14 protein-coding genes are annotated in these 17938 nt (G+C 33.0%); 2 read left to right on the top strand and 12 right to left on the bottom strand.

Annotated features, from left to right (window positions below):
• Positions 1–15: 15 nt before the first annotated feature.
• Together J2Y38_RS06625 and J2Y38_RS06620 are read right to left on the bottom strand one after the other, a co-directional pair.
• The gene (locus tag J2Y38_RS06625; protein ID WP_309840763.1) at positions 16–1362 is read right to left on the bottom strand and encodes a deoxyguanosinetriphosphate triphosphohydrolase; all 1347 of its coding nucleotides are present in this window, start codon (positions 1360–1362) and stop codon (positions 16–18) included.
• Between the two features lie 236 nt (positions 1363–1598).
• Positions 1599–2060, bottom strand: a complete 462-nt coding sequence (locus J2Y38_RS06620) for an Lrp/AsnC family transcriptional regulator (RefSeq protein WP_029271860.1) — start codon at positions 2058–2060, stop codon at positions 1599–1601.
• Positions 2061–2217: 157 nt separating this feature from the next.
• On the opposite strand from J2Y38_RS06620, the gene metE reads away from it, so the two are divergent.
• Positions 2218–4539: a 5-methyltetrahydropteroyltriglutamate--homocysteine S-methyltransferase gene (metE, locus tag J2Y38_RS06615; RefSeq protein ID WP_309840762.1), complete on the top strand. Its 2322-nt coding sequence runs from the start codon at positions 2218–2220 to the stop codon at positions 4537–4539.
• Positions 4540–4633: 94 nt separating this feature from the next.
• On the opposite strand, the gene J2Y38_RS06610 is transcribed toward metE, so the two are convergent.
• From J2Y38_RS06610 to J2Y38_RS06600, 3 genes are all read right to left on the bottom strand, one after another.
• Entirely contained in the window at positions 4634–5089 is a 456-nt protein-coding gene (locus tag J2Y38_RS06610; protein WP_309840761.1) for a hypothetical protein, read from the bottom strand.
• Between the two features lie 75 nt (positions 5090–5164).
• Positions 5165–5746 (bottom strand): outer membrane beta-barrel protein, encoded by a 582-nt coding sequence (locus J2Y38_RS06605; protein WP_309840760.1) that lies wholly within the window; start codon positions 5744–5746, stop codon positions 5165–5167.
• A 223-nt stretch (positions 5747–5969) separates the two neighbouring features.
• Positions 5970–6551 carry an outer membrane beta-barrel protein gene (locus J2Y38_RS06600; RefSeq protein ID WP_309840758.1) on the bottom strand — a complete coding sequence of 194 codons (582 nt, stop codon included), beginning with the start codon at positions 6549–6551 and terminating at the stop codon, positions 5970–5972.
• Positions 6552–6699: 148 nt separating this feature from the next.
• On the opposite strand from J2Y38_RS06600, the gene gldA reads away from it, so the two are divergent.
• A complete protein-coding gene (gene gldA / locus J2Y38_RS06595; RefSeq protein WP_309840756.1) occupies positions 6700–7596 on the top strand; it encodes a gliding motility-associated ABC transporter ATP-binding subunit GldA in 897 nt (298 codons plus the stop codon).
• Positions 7597–8116: 520 nt separating this feature from the next.
• Here gldA and J2Y38_RS06590 read toward each other — a convergent pair.
• The 7 genes from J2Y38_RS06590 to metF all read right to left on the bottom strand — a co-directional run bounded on the left by J2Y38_RS06590 (position 8117) and on the right by metF (position 17934).
• Positions 8117–9316, bottom strand: a complete 1200-nt coding sequence (locus J2Y38_RS06590; RefSeq protein ID WP_309840754.1) for a PepSY-associated TM helix domain-containing protein — start codon at positions 9314–9316, stop codon at positions 8117–8119.
• A 105-nt stretch (positions 9317–9421) separates the two neighbouring features.
• Positions 9422–10660, bottom strand: coding sequence for a DUF4374 domain-containing protein (locus J2Y38_RS06585; protein WP_309840752.1), 1239 nt, complete (start codon positions 10658–10660; stop codon positions 9422–9424).
• Between the two features lie 68 nt (positions 10661–10728).
• Positions 10729–13080 carry a TonB-dependent receptor gene (locus J2Y38_RS06580; protein WP_309840750.1) on the bottom strand — a complete coding sequence of 784 codons (2352 nt, stop codon included), beginning with the start codon at positions 13078–13080 and terminating at the stop codon, positions 10729–10731.
• 300 nt (positions 13081–13380) lie between these two features.
• Positions 13381–14775 carry a pyridoxal-dependent decarboxylase gene (locus J2Y38_RS06575; protein ID WP_309840748.1) on the bottom strand — a complete coding sequence of 465 codons (1395 nt, stop codon included), beginning with the start codon at positions 14773–14775 and terminating at the stop codon, positions 13381–13383.
• A gap of 116 nt (positions 14776–14891) precedes the next feature.
• Positions 14892–16115, bottom strand: coding sequence for a dicarboxylate/amino acid:cation symporter (locus J2Y38_RS06570; RefSeq protein WP_309840746.1), 1224 nt, complete (start codon positions 16113–16115; stop codon positions 14892–14894).
• Positions 16116–16197: 82 nt separating this feature from the next.
• Positions 16198–16851 (bottom strand): class I SAM-dependent methyltransferase, encoded by a 654-nt coding sequence (locus J2Y38_RS06565; protein ID WP_309840744.1) that lies wholly within the window; start codon positions 16849–16851, stop codon positions 16198–16200.
• A 126-nt stretch (positions 16852–16977) separates the two neighbouring features.
• A complete protein-coding gene (metF, locus tag J2Y38_RS06560) occupies positions 16978–17934 on the bottom strand; it encodes a methylenetetrahydrofolate reductase [NAD(P)H] (RefSeq protein ID WP_095928056.1) in 957 nt (318 codons plus the stop codon).
• Positions 17935–17938 lie beyond the last annotated feature (4 nt).

The following is a 17938-nucleotide window of genomic DNA, read 5'->3' as shown; positions in this document are numbered from 1 at the left end:
AGTATAATTTGAACATTAATTCTTTTTTCTTCCCTGAATCATTTCGTATAATTCTAATGCATTTCCGTCTGTTAAAAGAGAAACGTAATGACAAATATGAAGAAGACGTTCATATAAATTTCCTTTCTCTAAATTATGTTTTTCCGGCAGCATTTTCAAAATCAATTTATCGTAGTTTGATGCCGTTCCTTCGTATTTATTATTGAATGCTGTGATAAATTTATCAAGTAGGGTTTGAATGATTTGATAACCAACAATTTCTTTTTCAATAACTTCACGGCTTTGATAGATTTTTTCAACGCTTAAGTTGATAATATCATTCATCTGCGCTTTGTATTTACTTTTGTCTGTTAAAGCAAAAGGGAAATTTCCGGCTAGAATTGCTTCTTCATTTTCTACGAAAACATCAACGGCGTCATTAATTAAGGCTCCAATTGCCAAAGCACGCAAATAACTAATTCTGTCTTCTTTGGTTTCCAATAATTTATATTTGGCAACGCCAATATTGTCTTTTACTAATTTAATTAAATATTCTAAGGCATAATCTTCTGAAACTAAACCAAGATTTATTCCGTCTTCAAAATCGATAATCGTGTAACAAATATCATCTGCAGCTTCAACTAAATAAGCCAGCGGATGTCTTTCAAAACCAATATCGCCCTCTTCTTTATTTGGGATCATTCCCATATCTTCGGCCACTTCTTCAAAAAAGGTTTTATCAGACTGGAAGAAACCGTATTTTTTATCAGAAATATTATTGGTTGGTTTTTTCGGAAGACTTTCTTTTGGATATTTCATAAATGCGCCTAATGTTGCGTATGAAATTCTAAGTCCGCCTTCAATTCCCGGACGGCTCGCCGTTAGTACTGAAAATCCATTGGCATTTCCTTCAAAATCAATTAAATCCTGCCATTGTTTTGCCGTTAATTTATCTTTGTATTTCAATCCTTTTCCGGTAGAGAAATATTCGCCAATTGCTTTTTCTCCCGAATGTCCAAAAGGCGGATTCCCAATATCATGCGCTAATGAAGCTGCGGCCACAATTGCCCCAAAATCATTCATGTGATAACCGTGAATTTCTTTTAAATAAGGGTATTTTTCGATGATTTTTTTACCTACCAAACGTCCTAAAGATCTTCCTACAACAGAAACTTCTAAACTGTGTGTTAATCTGGTATGTACGAAATCTGTTTTAGAAAGTGGAATTACCTGGGTTTTATCCTGTAGAGAACGAAATGCAGCCGAGAAAATAATCCGGTCATAATCGACTTCAAAACCTAATCGTGTATCATCTTGTTCTACACGTAATCTTTTGCTTGTATCTCCCTGACGTTTTAATGATAAAAGTTGTTCCCAGTTCATTTGATTTTAGATTCTAGATTAACGATTTTAGATTTTTGATCTAAATTGGCGATTTAAGATTTCAAAAATACATTTTATTTTAGGATAATTAAATGTTTTGTTCGCTACGAATTTCACGAATTTTCACAAATCATTCTGCATAAATTAATTCGTGAAAATTCGTGAAATTCGTGGCAAAAAACCTAACCATCAATCCTAAAAAAATCATTATAATCTTTTTAATCTGTGGCAAAATATTAAAACTCTAATGCGGTGCTATGTTTTATTTCTCCCATTACAAAAATACTATTCGTATTTCCGATGTTTTCTATTGTCGACAATTTATTCATCACAAAATCCTGATAACTAGCCATATCCTGTACCAGAATTTTTAGCATAAAATCGTAATCTCCGGCAATATTATAGCATTCTATAATTTCTGGAAGGGCGACGATATCTTTTACAAAATTACTTCCCACGTTTTTGGCGTGTTCTTTTAAACGAACGTTGCAAAAAACCGTCATGCCGCGGTTCATTTTTTTTCTGTCAAGTAACGCCACGTACTTTGTTATAAATCCGTCTCTTTCTAACCTTTTTATACGTTCATAAACTGGTGTTACAGTAAGAAATAATTTACTGGCGAGGTCTTTTGTGTTGATATTTGAGTTTTCCTGAAGGTGTTTCAGGATCAGCAAATCGGTTTTATCGAGGTTTTCCATAGTTTTTTTTACGGCTAAAGGTTCGTTCAAAAGATATTTTCAGTAATAAAATCTTTTTAAAAACGATTTTAAAATACATTTTACTAAAATAAGTATCAAATATAAGTTATAAAATCTAATACAATAAATTTGTTCAGTAAAAAACACTGAGACCAAAATGAAAACAAATAATTTAGGTTATCCAAGAATTGGGAGTAATAGAGAATTAAAAAAAGCCTGTGAATTGTATTGGGCAGGAAAAATTTCGGCAGAAGAACTTATCGGTGCCGGAAAAGAAATTCGTATCAAAAACTGGTATTTACAATCACAAGCCGGAGTTGATTTGATTCCGTCAAATGACTTTTCTTTTTATGATCAGGTTTTGGATTTGACTTTGACAGTTGGTGCAATTCCGCAGCGTTACCATAAATTCGCAAGAAAAAATTCATCTCTGGATTTGTATTTTGCAATGGCAAGAGGTGCACAAAAAAAAGGCCAGGATGTTGTAGCAATGGAAATGACAAAATGGTTCGATACGAACTATCATTACATTGTTCCTGAATTTACAAAGAACCAAAAATTTGAATTGTTTTCAGAAAAAATAATCAATGAATTTAAAGAAGCAAATGCTTTAGGAATTGCAACAAAACCAGTTTTAATTGGGCCAATTTCGTATTTACTTTTAGGAAAAGAAAAGGAAGAAGGTTTTAACCGAATTGATCTTATTGACGCTTTATTACCTGTTTACTTCGAAATTTTCGAAAAATTACAAGCAGAAAATGCAGAATATATTCAGCTTGACGAACCTTTCTTAGCTTTAAATTTAACTGATAAAGAAAGAAATACGTTTACGCAGGTTTATAACGAAATCAATATGCGTTTCCCAAAACTAAAAATCATTTTAGCAAATTATTTTGATTATTTTGGAGAAAATTTAGAAACAGCTTTGGCTTTACCGGTTGATACTTTCCATTTAGATTTAGTTCGCTGCCCGCTTCAATTAGATGATATTTTAGAATCAGGAAAACTGGCTTCAAACGTAAATCTTTCTTTGGGAGTTGTTGACGGGAGAAATATCTGGAAAAATGATTTCAAAAAATCTTTAGAATTAATCAAAAAAGCAACTGATGCTTTAGGCAAAGACAGAATTTTAGTTGGACCTTCTTGCTCTTTAATCCACAGTCCTTGCGATTTAGATTTAGAAACAAACGACGAAACTTTAACGCCTGAAATTAAACAATGGCTTGCTTTTGCGAAGCAGAAAATCAACGAAATTGTTCTTTTAAAACAAATTGGTTCAGGCGAAGTTGATGTTAAAGCTTCGGTTGATTACGAAAGAAATGTAATTGCAAATGAAAACCGTAAAACTTCAAAATTAATTCATAATAATGAAGTTAAAGCGCGTGTTGCCGGAATTATAGCTTCTGATGATAAACGTAAAAGTGCTTTTGCAGCAAGAAGAAAAAGCCAGATTGAAGCTTTAAATCTTCCGTTATTCCCAACAACAACAATTGGATCTTTTCCTCAAACGGCTGAAGTGAGAAGCTGGAGAGCGAAATTCAAAAAAGGGGAACTAACTACGGAGCAGTACAATGATTTAATCGAAAAAGAAACCGAAGCTACGATTCGTTTTCAGGAAGAAACCGGAATTGATGTTCTGGTTCATGGAGAATTTGAACGTAATGATATGGTGGAATATTTCGGGGAACAATTGGCCGGATTTACTTTTACAAAAAATGGCTGGGTTCAAAGTTACGGAAGCCGATGTGTGAAACCTCCGGTTATTTACGGTGACGTTTCAAGACCAAACCCCATGACGGTAAAATGGTCAAAATACGCACAGTCTTTAACTCCAAAATGGGTAAAAGGAATGCTTACTGGACCAGTAACTATTTTGCAATGGTCATTTGTTCGTAACGATCAGCCTCGTTCTGAAACTTGTACGCAAATCGCTTTGGCAATTCGTGATGAAGTTGTGGATTTAGAAAAAGCGGGAATCAAAATTATTCAAATTGATGAGCCTGCCATTCGTGAAGGTTTACCATTGCGAAAAGAAGAATGGGCTAAATATTTAGACTGGGCTGTAAAAGCTTTTAGAATTTCTGCAAGTGGTGTAAATGATGATACGCAAATTCATACACACATGTGTTACAGTGAATTCAACGATATTATTCAAAATATTGCCGACATGGATGCGGATGTTATTACAATTGAATGTTCTCGTTCTCAAATGGAGCTTTTAGATGCTTTTGCCAACTTTAAATATCCAAACGAAATTGGACCAGGAGTATATGATATTCACTCGCCACGTGTGCCTTCGAGCGCAGAAATGGTTCATTTATTAGAAAAAGCTTCGGCTGTAATTCCGGTAGATCAATTATGGGTAAATCCTGATTGTGGTTTAAAAACACGTCATTGGGATGAAACTAAAAAAGCTTTAATCGAAATGGTTGCGGCGGCTCAGGAAATGCGCGCAGCTGTCGAAAATCCTGTAAATTAATAGTTTCTTTTTAGATATATTTTTGTTTTTTAGTGTCGGCTTAGTGGAGTCGAGAGTTAGTTATGATTTAGTTTCGACTTCACTTTTGCGGGCATTATTTTTTTAGATTAAACTTTTCTTTTGCATTTCCTGAAATTTCAACAACATACCAATTAACGGCTATTAGATAGTCCATTTTTTCATTCGATAAAAAATATTCCATTCCAAAACTATCCGTTATAATCTCTCCCAGTTTTCTAACATCTACTATCTTAATAACTGTTGTCTTTCCTTCAGAATTATACTGCTCAAAAAAAACATAACCACTTTCCTGATCTAAATTTTCAGAATACGAAAATTCATTCTCGTCTAATGATATTGAAATGGAATTATCTCCAATTCCTAAATGACCTGTTACTCTAAAGGGTTTAAAGGAATTTAAAACTTTCTCAATATATTTTTGAGAATCTTCCTTATTCAATAATTCAACCTCTATATTTAGCCTATTGGCAGTTTCTATAAATTCTTTAGCTTCGCTTGGTAATAATCTTAATGCCATTTTATTTATCATAAATGTCTTCTTTCAAAAATACAAAAAGCACCCCAATTGGAGTGCTTTTTAAAATTTTATATACAATTACTGAAATTAAAAATTCTTAGAAACACCAATAGAAAAAGACTGTCCAAAAGTAAAATTAAATTTGTCAACAGTTCTGTCGTCATCAAATTTTAAAGTATTGTAGCCTAAAGTTCCTATATTGAAGTTTATTCCAAATCCTTTTCCAACATTTAATAAAATTGCCGGCGTAATTCCAACATAAAATCCGTTTCCTTTGTAAGGAAATCGCTCTCCAATATTATTAATACTTGTTTCTTCTTTGTTTTGAAATCCTGTTCCCAAATCAGCATAAGCAGAAAAGGTTTGGTTTAAAACTTTTGAATAACGTAAAAATCCACCCACAGAAAATGTACTGTAATTGTATACATTACCACTGTTAATATTTTGCTTTGTTTTTGCGTAACCAGATTCAAGACCCGCAGTCCAATTTTCATGAAATTGATATCCAACTTTTGGAACAAAATTAAATGTATTCTGTTTGTTCTCTGATCCCGGACTTGAAGTGTTTTCAGAAAAGTAAGCAACACTTCCCATAACTAAAACCGACCCTTTTTGGGCATTCGCAAAGCTAAACATAGCTAATGCAGCAATAACTAGAATTTTTTTCATGTGTGATATTTGTTAAATTTTGAAAGATATTTAACAATAAGAATGCCACAATTTATTCTTATTCAATGTTTTAACAAATTCACAAAACACAACACATTACAAAATACTTTTTTGCATTATTTTATTAAAAACAAAAGTTTTTCAATGAAAAATCTTTATCCTCAAAACAAAAAAAAGCACCCCGATTGGAGTGCTTTTCTGAAATTGAATATGTAACTTAAGATTAGAAGTTTTTAGAAACTCCAATGTTAAATGTTTGTCCAAAGTTGAAGTAGAATTTGCTAACATCAGCACCATTATTATCGAAGCTTAATGTTTCGTATCCTAAACCACCAATACTAAAGTTAAGACCAAATCCTTTTTTCATGTTAATGAAAAGAGCTGGAGTTACACCAACGTACATTCCATCTGCTTTAGATTTTGAATCAAGTAATCCGTTCTCATAATTTTTAACTTTTTGATTTTGGAAACCAGCTCCCATATCAGCAAAAACAGCAAAAGTCTGGTTCAATGGAACTGAGTAACGAACGAAAGCTCCAGCTCTAAAAGCGTTTACTTTTTGTTCCTCACCAATAAAACCATTTTTTGAAGAAGAAACTGTAAATTCACCTCCAACAGTCCAGTTGTCGTGAAATTGGTAACCTACTTTAGGAGAAAAGCTAAATTCATTTGATTTTGATTCAGTAAATCTGTATTCTGCTTTTTCAGAAGAATATCCGATGTTTCCACCTACTAAGATTGTTCCTTTTTGAGCGTTTGCAAAACTGCAGATAGCCAATGCAGCCATCACTAGAATTTTTTTCATAATTTGGGGTATATTTTAATTTTAGCATTCCTTTAACAATAACAATGCCGTGAATACTGGGCTCATTGATTTTTTTTATAACTACTTTAAAAGAGAATTTTTAGCAATCGAGACTATTTCTGTTTACTTTTGTAACAAATAAAAAGTCATGTCGATAGAAGTAAACAGTATATCAAAAAGTTACGGAGAGCAAAAAGCTTTAAATGAAATTTCGTTTAAAATTGAGAAAGGAGAAATCGTAGGATTTCTTGGTCCCAACGGAGCCGGAAAATCTACTTTAATGAAAATTTTGACGACTTATTTACTTGCCGACAGCGGCTCAGCCCTTGTAAATAGCCACGATGTCATGACAAACGCAAAAGCAGTGCAGCAGTCGATAGGATATTTACCAGAGCATAATCCGTTATATTTGGATTTGTATGTTCGTGAGTATTTGGCTTTTAATGCCGATGTTTATAAAGTACCAAAGTCAAGAATTGAAGAGGTAATTCAACTGACAGGACTGACACCGGAAAGCCATAAAAAAATCAGTCAGCTATCAAAAGGATACCGCCAGCGTGTTGGACTAGCGAATGCTTTATTGCACAATCCGGATGTTTTGATTTTGGATGAACCAACTACAGGTCTGGATCCGAATCAGTTAATGGAAATTAGAAATGTAATCAAAAATATTGGTAAGGATAAAACAATTTTTTTATCAACACACATTATGCAGGAAGTCGAAGCAATTTGCGATCGTGTCATAATTATTGACAAAGGACAAATCGTTGCAGACAATAAATTAGACCATTTAGTTGCTGCAAATGAAGAGCAAGTTATTGAGGTAGAGTTTGATTATAAAGTCGAAGAACAGCTTTTAGCCAAATTAGAAAACATTTCTTCGTACAAAAACACACATGACATGACTTGGGAACTAACTTTTGTTACCGAGAAAGACATGCGCCCTGCAATTTTCGACTTTGCTACAGAAAATGGTTTAAAAACATTACAGTTAAATCAGAAAAATAAAAACCTGGAAGCTGTTTTTAGAGAAATTACTAAGTAAATTTTCAGTCGCAGTCACGGTTTTCAGTCGCAGATTATAAAAAAACCGATTTATTCTTAGGAATAAATCGGTTTTTCTATTCTAAGAATCTTTGTTTCTCTTCATAATTCCCTTCTCTTTCAAACATTATTTACTCGTTATCAAACGTTTGACAATTTATTATACAATTTTTAATTATTTTTATTTAGACTTGTTATAAATAGTATTATATTTGCCAATGTAATATTAATATATCAGCACTATGTCGTCTTTATACGCCAATATAAAAAGTTTCTTCATTTCATTTTTAAATCAAACGGAAAGCTTTTTAGAAAAACTTTCTCAAAAAATTGAACAAACTGTTTTGCAATAAAATATAAGCCTATTTACACATTTAAAAGCCCAGAATCAAATGAATGTATCAGTCTTTACATATAGAATTTAAATCCCTTGAACTTGTTTTTTTGTTTTTTATTTTTTTTTGAAAGAAAAGAGCCTGCTAATATTAGACAGGCTCTTTTTATTTTTGATTGTAAAAAGCTTATTGCTTTTTGGCTTTTCTTTTTCCCCATTTGCGATTATACCAAACAATAAATCCTGTAATAGGTAAACTGGCCCCTATTAGTGCTGCAAAAAATGCAAGTACTTTTCCGGGGAAACCTAAAATTGTTCCTATATGAATATCATAATTCATTTTTCGTAATTTTCCTCCAAAACCTACTTCGTCGTAGTTTTTTGAATCAATACCGCCATCGACAATACGTTTTGCTGTATACTTATCAAAATAATAAAAATTCGCATTATAAAATTGTCCTTTGTTTGGGTAAGCCATCATGTAAATGGCCTCTTTTGTGTTTTTTGCATCTGGAAAACGATAATAAAATCCTTGTGCCTTTGGATTATTAACCAATACATTTTTCCAGCAGGCATCCATTACTTCTTTTACATCATGATATTTTCTTTTTGACAAAGAATCAGATTCTTTTTCTTTCCATTCTGTAAGCGTTTCTCCTCCAGAAGTAGTCCAATATAATCCTTCACTGTACCACTCAATTCCCCAAACCATTCCGGTAAGTGCTATTGCAAGTAAAAATAAAAGGGAATAAAACCCTAAAACGTTATGAAGATCTATGTTTACGCGTTTCCAATTTGCTTTCCATTTAATTTTAAAACTCTTATCTCTGGTTGTTTTATTCCATTTTTTAGGATACCACCAGATTATTCCGGTAATCAATAAGACAACAAAAACTAATGTTGCATAATTTACAATTGGTCTTCCTATTTCCCATGGAAGCCATAAAAAACGATGCCCTTTTAAAATCCAGTCAAAAAAAACAAATTCATCTTTATGATGAGTTTCAAGATCAACAATTTGACCGCTATATGGATTTAATTTAAGTGTATAGCGTTCTTTAGCTTCCCATTTTCCAATTTCAACATCAATTGTTCTTCCTTCTTTAAAAATTGCCGATTCAACTTTTGTGTGCGGGAATTTTTTAGTACTTATTTCTAGTATTTGAGATGGTGTAAGAAGTGTTTTTTGCTCAATTTTAGTATTGCTTTTCGAGTCAATTAATCCGATAATTTCTTCATTAAATATCCAAATACAAGCCGTTAAACAAACAACTAAAACAATACCCCCAGATATTAATCCAAGCCATAAATGCAGCCAGTCATTAATTTTACGGAAAGTCGTTTTTGATTTAGGTTTTGGGTTTTTCGTGTTTTTAGTGGAAGACATTATTTTGAAATTTATACGAAACAAAATGAAATTACTGCTATTAAAAAAACCATATAATCAAAGCCCGTAAGCAATGATTATATGGTTCACCTAAGATGTTTTTAATTATTTTTTTGGTGCCAATTTAGTAATAGCAGCGATATCAACACCACCACCAGTTACAAGTGCTCCTTTTGTAGCTGCTCCTGTAGTAAGATCAATTTTATATACACGAACTTCATCATTTGTTTTGAATGCTTTATATGCTTTTCCATCTTCTACAAATAAACTTCCAATTCCAAAATAATTATCTCCGGCATGATCAGGCAATCCTGTTACTTTTGTAATTGTTTTTGAAGGTAAATCTATAATAGCTGACTTAAATTTATAAGATACGTGGTTTAAGAATCCCCAAAGTGCAGTATCCTCAGCAGTTGGAATATAAACAACATATGCTTTTTCTCCTCCAATAGGATAAGCCGCAATTACTTTTCCACCAAGTGAGCTTGATTCTGTTTCAAAGAAATAATTAGCATCAAATTCTGAAGCTCCTTTATTAATACGAAGGATTGCTGATTTCTTATTTGCTTCTGGAGTTTCATAACCTGCAGAAAGAGCATTAGAAGAAAAAGTATAAACATTTCCAGAATCGGTACGAACAACTCCTGTTCCTGTATAGTACATTCCCACAGCTGTAGTACGCGGATCTTCAATTCTTTTTACAAAATTTAATGAAGGGTAATCATATATTCTGATATATGCTTTATCCTGAACCATATTCCAGTCTTTATCTCTGTTAAAAACAGAAACATAAATTTTTCCGCCGCTCACTGTTACTGCTGTAGGGAAATCAAAACGCCCTGTTGTAGTTTGAAAATTATCAAATTTACGAGCGGTAATTGCTTGTTTTTCCGGATCATAAACAATTAATTCATTGTCTGTTGATGTTCCGTCCCAAGATGCTCCAATAATTAATAACTTATTATCATCTGTTACACCATAAGCATAAGACGACTCAATAAAAATACGATTCCCTGCTGTTAATTGACTTGCAGCATTTAAATAATAAGGTGCTGCGCCAGTAACTTCGGTATCAAGGGCAAACATTGTATTCGCGATTGGCACATAAGATCCTCCTTGCTCAATTCCTTTTCCTGTCATGTCAATTGTTCCTGACATTAATTGCTCTAAAGAATCAAAGCTCCATAAGTAATTAGCATTCCATGTTTCCGTCCAGTATCCTAATACATATTTACTTCCTTCTACCGTGTCTGAATCATTTGATGAATCATCACTGCTGCATGAAAAAGTCAAGGCTGACAAAAGCACTATCGCTAATAAATTTTTAATTTTAAATGTTTTCATAATTGCTTATTTAATTAATTAACATCTGCCTAAGAGCAGATTTTGGATTGAGTTATTAATAAATGAGATTACATAAAGAAGTATCTCAGTTTTACTGTAAATGAGCGCCCTGGTTTTTGAACCATAAAATAATCATAGAGTCTTTCGTTGGTAATATTGCGGCACTCAAACGCCACATTATATCGGCCATTTTTTAAAGAATAAGCTAGAGCAGCCGAATAAAAAATTTGTTCCGGAATACTCTTTTTATATTCTGGAGCTCCTAAACTAGGATAATTCAAATAGTAACTGTCTGAATAATTAGCAAACAAATTGACAGAGAAAAGATCCTGCTCATATTTTAAATTTTTGAAATAAAAACCTAAATCAGCATTACCATATAAAATAGGAATATTTGGCAATTGTTTTTTATACAAGTAGTTTGGCTGATTGGTTCCGTATTGTCCATTAGGGTTCATGTCTACTGTTTTTTGATAAGTAGCATTTACCTGAAAAGTAAACCATTCTTTATAGCCGTAATTAAACACACCGTCAACTCCTGTAACCTGTACATTTGTTTTATTAACAGACATGGTATGAGTTCCTACTGCTATAGGCTGGATAAAATCTTTTGCTTCTCGGTAAATAAAATTCCCCTGCAGCCCGAAAGAATGTGCATTGTGGTCTTTTTTATAGCCAAAACCGACATTAACATTATCACTGCTCTCTGGATTTAAATTTGGATTTGGATCTGCCAGCAATCCATCTCCTAATAATTCAATTGGAGATTGAAGCCTGTAAGCATGTTCGTAAGATGCTTTGATTTGCAATTCTTCCGGAATTAAAAAATAAGCTGCTGCAGTTCCGTAACCAAAGTCATTAAAAGAACTGCTCATTATACTTCCATCACTTGCTAAAGTTACCTTAGATTTTAAATCGTACATTTTACCAAAAGCGTTAAAAGACAAACGTTTTTCAAGCGCATGTAAATTATAAGATAAGCCTACAAAGTTTTTGATTAAGTATGGTTTCGTTGGTATATCTTTTGGATCATACTCATTAACCTCTTTTCTTTTATAACCTAAATAAGTATAATTAAGTGCAAAAGAGTTATTTTCATTTAAATCGTATTTAATGTTAGCATTACTTTGCAGTGATTTAACATCAAATACCATTATTGATTTTTCATTCGGATTGATTTCTCCGCCGCTGTCATAATTTTTTACTGTATAATTTCCAGACCAGTCATACCTTGCAGACGAAGTATCAATTTTTCTTTCTTCGGCAATATTATAAGAGGCCGCTAAACTTGCTGTTAAATTTTTTACAAATAAATTAGTCTTTTTATATTTTAAAGAAGATACTATGTTTTTGCTTTCAGTAAACGCATCCCCAACAACAGCAAACATTGTTGCTCCTTGTTGTACTTCTTTTTTATTGGCACTTCCGGCAAGGCCAACTAATAAATAATCTGCATAACTTTTATCTTTTACTCCAACTTCGGCCATAATAGTTCCCTGTTTGTAACCATCATGAAAGTGTTTGAGTTTTTGTTCTGGTCCGTAAACTCCTGAAAAAGAATCCGGAATTTGTGCATCAATTTTATAACTGTTGTCTGAATAGTTTAAAAAAGCATTCAAATTAGCAACTATACCATTTTTACTTGTAAAACGTGTGTTGATTGCCGCTTTATGGGTATTGAAAGAACCATAACTATAAGAAGCATCAATAAATTTATTAGCCGATTTATTTGTCACAATATTTACGGCACCGCCTATCGCGTCTCCGCCAAGTTCAACCGGAACAACTCCTTTATAAACATCGACACGTTCTGCCATTGTTACAGGAATATTATTTAAGGTAAACGATGAGCCATAATTATCAATAGGAATTCCATCTAAGAAAAATTTAACCTGATCGCCAGAAAAACCATTTAAAGTAAATTTAAACTCAGACCCCATTCCTCCTGTTTCTCTTACACGAACTCCAGTAGTTCTATTTAAAACCTGATTTAAATCGGCAGAAGTATTATAAAGCTGTTTCAAATCAACCGCAGTAATATTAAAGGCTTCTTCGCGAACACGCTGCACTTTAGATTTTCCTTTAACCTGAACTTCTTCTAAAGCCGCCATATCTTCTTCGATGGTAATAGTAGGAAGTGTTTTAGACTGGTCCAGATTTATTTTGGTTTGTTTTGATTTATAACCAACATAAGTAATCGATAAAGTATAATTACCTGGTACAGCACTAATTTCAAATTCTCCTTTTTCGTTTGTTAAAGTTGAATAAGATGTGCCTTTTAATGCCACCGAAACACCTTCAGCAGGTTTTCCATTATTTCCTAAAACAACACCACTTAAGTTTACTTTGCTATTTTGTGAGAAACCCTGAAGCGAAATGAAGAACAATAAAATCAGGATTAACAGTCTATTTATTTGCATTATATTAATTTGATTTAAATTAAATTTGGCACAAAATTAACATACAAATACAATTAAAAACAAATTTATTTTTAATTATTCTAAATAAAAATAAAATTAACCTTTAAAATAAAATATCAATAAAAAAACATATCAATTCTTAAGATTTGATTAATATTAAATTAATTTTTAATTAGATAAAATTGAAAATAAGTTAAAATCACAATTTCTAAATACATTAAAAAACTTACAAACCCCATAAAAAAAGTCCTGCTAACCATAAGTTAACAGGACTTTGTAAAAAAAGTTTTTTTTAGTGTTTTAAATAAGCTGTTTCATTTTTTCTAAAACTATTTTAATATCTTCTTCAGTAGTTCTCCAATTTACAAATGAAGCTCGGATTCCTTTTTTATTTTGGTAAACAGTCGGTGTCATAAATACTTTTCCAGTATCATTTAGCTTCGTTAAAAAATCGCCTGCTTTATCCTGATTCCTTTCTCCTTTTAAAGTAAAACAAACATTATTCAACCGAATTGGAGCAAGAAGTTCAAAATTACCATCTTCAATAAGGGCATTTCCAAAATGAAGTGCCAATGAAGTACTCTTTTCGATAATATCACAAAAACCTTCTTTCCCGTAAGCTACTAAAGAAAACCAAACCGGCAGTGCTCTCAAACGACGTGAATTTTCAGGAAGAACATTTAAATAATTAAAATTCTCCAGCGGATTTCCTAAATATGGTGCATTCGAATTCTGAAATGTTTCAATCTGCAGGTTTATATGTTCTTTTTTAATTAAATAAAAAGCACTTTCATAAGGTACATTCAGCCATTTATGACAATCAATTGTAATGCTGTCGGCATTTTCCCAGCCTTTTACAAAATGTTTGTATTTCTCTGAAACTGCTGCAAATCCACCAAAAGCGCCATCAATATGCCACCAGAAATTGTATTTTTCTTTTAGATTTGAAATAGCTTCAAAATCATCAAAATCTGCAGTATTTACGGTTCCGGCACTTGAAATTAAGATGAAAGGTTTTCCGTTTAATTCTTTAATTTTCGATTCTAAATCAGCAATATCAATTGCTTCACGATTGCCTTCAACTGTTTTAACTACCGTGTAATTCTGACTTCCAATTCCTAACATTGATAATGATTTTATGGAAGAAGAATGCGGCGTTGCAGTTAAGATATTTATGGCTTCTGAAATTCCGTTTTTAGCAAAATCTTTTCCCAATTGTTTTCCAAACCATTGTCTCGCAACAGCTAAACTGGTAAAATTTGACATTGTTGCTCCCGTTACAAATCCGCCCAAAAAAGAGTCTGGAAGTTCTAATAATTGTAATAATAAATTAATCGTTTCAAATTCTATTAAAGCAGAATTTCCTCCTTGTGATGTTATCGATTGTGTATTTTGATCGTAAACTGTTGCCAGCCAGTCACCAACAATAGAAGCCGGAGTTGATCCTCCCGTTACAAATCCCCAATAACGAGGGCCTGGAGACGAAACTAATAAAGGCGCTAATCTTTCATTAAATTCTTTTAAAGCTTTTTCTGAACCTAAACCTAACTCGTTTAAATCTCGTTTGGGATCAATTTTATTGGTATTGGATGTTGGAATATTTTCAAGATTATTAAGGAAATCAATCCCTTGTTGTTTTGCTTTTTCTAAGATATTTTCTAAATCGTTTAGATCGTGTTGTAGTATTGTGTTCATATTTACATAAGTTATTTGATCAGCGTCATTGTCAGGCTGAGCGAAGTCGAAGCCTTTACATGCGAGATAAAGTTATTTTAAGAATTATTTTTGAAAGGAAAATTTTTATACCGAAGCTACCACTTGGTTTTTTCGGAGAATCTCGAAACCATCATCGAGCAGATTACATCACCGTTTGCGTTTAGTAAAGTGGCAATTGGATCAACCAAAGTTCCCAAAATCATAGCAACTGGAAGTGCTTGTTCCATTGGGAAACCGTAAACGGTAATGGCCAATATTTCGCCAATATAACCTCCGTTTGGAATTCCTCCTTCGACTATTGAAACTATTACAGTAATTCCTAAAGCCAGAAGAATAGTCATTGGATCTGTAAAATCTTTGCCAAACATAGCAAACAAAAAGGTTATTTTTAAAATGGATGACATACTCGATCCGTCTTTGTGCAAAGGTGCACCAAGCGGAATGACCAAATTGCGAACATGCGACGGGATTCCCATTTTTTGTGCAGCATCCAGATTTGCCGGAATCGTTGCAATACTGCTGCAAGTTCCAACTGCTGTTAATGAAGGCGTGATATTATTACTCCAAAAAACTTTAAAAGCTCTTTTTCCGCCAGCGACTAGTGCGTATAAACTAAAAAACACAAAGAAATAGAAAATACAGGCCGCATAATAAACCGCCATAGGTTTTGCATAAACACCAAACAACTGCGGACCAAAAATACCAACTTGATAAGCAAAATATGCTCCCAAACCAATTGGCGCAAATTTCATTATGATGTTTAATAGCTGTTTCATAACCTCGTTTCCGGAATCCAGAAAGCTCTTAAAAGCCTTTCCTTTTTCTCCCGACTGCAATGTTGCAAAGCCAATTAAAAAGGAGAAAATAATCAATGCCAGCATACTTTTTCGCGACAATAGTTCGAAGAAATCATTTGCCGTAAGCAGTTTCGCAATTTGATCTCCAGCTGATCCTGATTCAATCTTTTCAAATGGAACTTTGGTAATCGCAATATCCTGATGAATTGGAAAAAGGTACACAGCACAAATCATTACAATTCCTGAAATAAGAATTGTCCCTAAAAAAACCAGTATCATAATCACAAACAGTTTTCCTAGTTTTTCTGTTCTTTCCAGATTAGCAATGGAAGAACCAATCGTGAAAAATATAAGTGGAATAATAGCGGTAAAAAGTAAATTCAGGAAAATGTCACCAAGTGGTTTTATTACCAAAACTTTCTCTCCAAACACTAATCCAAAAATACTCCCAACTATAATACCCCCAAGAAGTAAAAGTATACTGCTGTAATTCTGTAAAAAATTGATTTTTTTAACTTCCATAATTTAATAAGGATTATAATTCAGAAAGATTAATAATGAAGAATGAAAGTACACAAAAAAAGACTGCCAAAAAACCGCTTTGTTACTTCTCCAAAACAATTGTGGTAAAAACTCTTTCAGCAAGTTCGCCTGTTTTGCTTTTTACTTGTTCTGTCTGACTTTCCATGTAAACAATTTTAAAAGGCGTTTTCTCAATTAGTTTTTGTGCTTTTTCAGAACTGTAAAGCTCAAATTCAAATTGCGTAAACGGAAGTTGCTTCATGAAATCTTCCTGAGCAAATGTCAAACAAAAATTTCCGCTTGATTTTAAAACTCTGTAAATTTCTAAAAGCAATTTCTCTGGCTCTTGCCAAAAATAAATGGTATTTACGGTAAATATTTTATCGAAAGATCCGTTTTCAAACGGAATAGTATTTCCGTCGTAAAGTGAAAAGAAAGCTAGTTTTTGAGAAACAAAATTTCTGTTGATTTGGCGTGCTTCCTGAAACATCAATTCCGACATTTCCAAGCCGTAATATTTCAGATTTTCTGCTTGATCGAATAAAAATTCTAGGTGGCCAGCGTTGCCGTGACCTAATTCCAGAATTTTATTTTCTTTGGAGATATTGAGGTTTTGAATCGAATGTTTTGTCATATTGATGTTCGTTTCGTTCATCATATTCCCCATTTCGATTCCTTTTTCTCCCGATGGATGTTTTAATTGCGAGGCTATGGCTTGTAGTTCTTCTTGTCTCATGATTGTAAAAGTTAAATTCCAAATTAAAAAAATCCAAATTCCAAGCTTCGTTTGTCATTGCGAGGAACGAAGCAACCGCACTAACAAAAATATGCAGCGTGAGATTGCTTCGTCCTCGCAATGACCTTAAAAAACCTGACTCGCTATCTGGCGAATATTCTCCGATTTACCCATTGAATAATAATGTAAAAACGGAACGCCAGCTGCTTTTAATTCTAATGATTGCTGAATCGCCCATTCGATTCCGACTTGTTTGATTTCAGCATTATTTTTGCATTTATCAACCGCATCGATTAAATCTTCTGGAAGATCGATTCTGAAAATTTGCGGTAAAACTTGTAAATGTCTTTGAACAGCAATTGGCTTAATTCCAGGAATAATAGGAATTGTTATCCCCATTTCTCTTGCTTTTTCTACAAAGGCAAAATATTTTGAGTTGTCAAAAAACATTTGTGTTACCACATAATCTGCTCCTGCATCCACTTTTTCTTTTAATCTTTTTAAATCTGATTGTAAAGAAGGTGATTCTAAATGTTTTTCAGGATAACCTGCAACACCAATACAAAAGTCCGCTTTATTATCAATATCCATCACTTCGTGCAGATATTTTCCACAATTTAAATCTTTGATTTGACGAACCAAATCAACTGCGTAATGATTTCCTCCTGCTTTCGGTACAAAAGATTGTTCGTCTTTCATCGCGTCACCACGAAGCGCCATTACATTATTGATTCCTAAATACTGACAATCAACAAGCATATATTCTGTTTCTTCTTGTGTAAATCCGCCACAAAGCAAATGCGGAACCGTATCTACATTGTATTTATGTTTTATAGAAGCGCAGATTCCAAGCGTTCCCGGACGCATACGAGTCAGTTTTTTGTCTAAAAGTCCGTTTCCTTTATCAATATAAATATACTCTTCGCGAGAGGTTGTTACGTCAATAAATGGCGGTTTAAACTCCATTAACGGATCAATATTATCGTATAATTCCTGAATACTTTTCCCTTTTTGAGGCGGAATAATTTCAAATGAGAATAATGTTTTTCCTTTGGCGTTTTCTATATGCTCTGTTACTTTCATTTTT

It is taken from the genome of Flavobacterium sp. 2755 (assembly GCF_031455715.1).
Taxonomy (GTDB): domain Bacteria; phylum Bacteroidota; class Bacteroidia; order Flavobacteriales; family Flavobacteriaceae; genus Flavobacterium.
Note: the sequence above shows the minus strand (reverse complement) of the source record. Positions and strands in the feature narration are given on the sequence as shown.

What these genes read in the sequence shown, in the direction of transcription:
- J2Y38_RS06625 (WP_309840763.1), bottom strand. Translation starts at nt 1,362, where the DNA reads ATGAACTGGGAACAACTTTTATCATTAAAACGTCAGGGAGATACAAGC.
- J2Y38_RS06620 (WP_029271860.1), bottom strand. Translation starts at nt 2,060, where the DNA reads ATGGAAAACCTCGATAAAACCGATTTGCTGATCCTGAAACACCTTCAG.
- metE (WP_309840762.1), top strand. Translation starts at nt 2,218, where the DNA reads ATGAAAACAAATAATTTAGGTTATCCAAGAATTGGGAGTAATAGAGAA.
- J2Y38_RS06610 (WP_309840761.1), bottom strand. Translation starts at nt 5,089, where the DNA reads ATGATAAATAAAATGGCATTAAGATTATTACCAAGCGAAGCTAAAGAA.
- J2Y38_RS06605 (WP_309840760.1), bottom strand. Translation starts at nt 5,746, where the DNA reads ATGAAAAAAATTCTAGTTATTGCTGCATTAGCTATGTTTAGCTTTGCG.
- J2Y38_RS06600 (WP_309840758.1), bottom strand. Translation starts at nt 6,551, where the DNA reads ATGAAAAAAATTCTAGTGATGGCTGCATTGGCTATCTGCAGTTTTGCA.
- gldA (WP_309840756.1), top strand. Translation starts at nt 6,700, where the DNA reads ATGTCGATAGAAGTAAACAGTATATCAAAAAGTTACGGAGAGCAAAAA.
- J2Y38_RS06590 (WP_309840754.1), bottom strand. Translation starts at nt 9,316, where the DNA reads ATGTCTTCCACTAAAAACACGAAAAACCCAAAACCTAAATCAAAAACG.
- J2Y38_RS06585 (WP_309840752.1), bottom strand. Translation starts at nt 10,660, where the DNA reads ATGAAAACATTTAAAATTAAAAATTTATTAGCGATAGTGCTTTTGTCA.
- J2Y38_RS06580 (WP_309840750.1), bottom strand. Translation starts at nt 13,080, where the DNA reads ATGCAAATAAATAGACTGTTAATCCTGATTTTATTGTTCTTCATTTCG.
- J2Y38_RS06575 (WP_309840748.1), bottom strand. Translation starts at nt 14,775, where the DNA reads ATGAACACAATACTACAACACGATCTAAACGATTTAGAAAATATCTTA.
- J2Y38_RS06570 (WP_309840746.1), bottom strand. Translation starts at nt 16,115, where the DNA reads ATGGAAGTTAAAAAAATCAATTTTTTACAGAATTACAGCAGTATACTT.
- J2Y38_RS06565 (WP_309840744.1), bottom strand. Translation starts at nt 16,851, where the DNA reads ATGAGACAAGAAGAACTACAAGCCATAGCCTCGCAATTAAAACATCCA.
- metF (WP_095928056.1), bottom strand. Translation starts at nt 17,934, where the DNA reads ATGAAAGTAACAGAGCATATAGAAAACGCCAAAGGAAAAACATTATTC.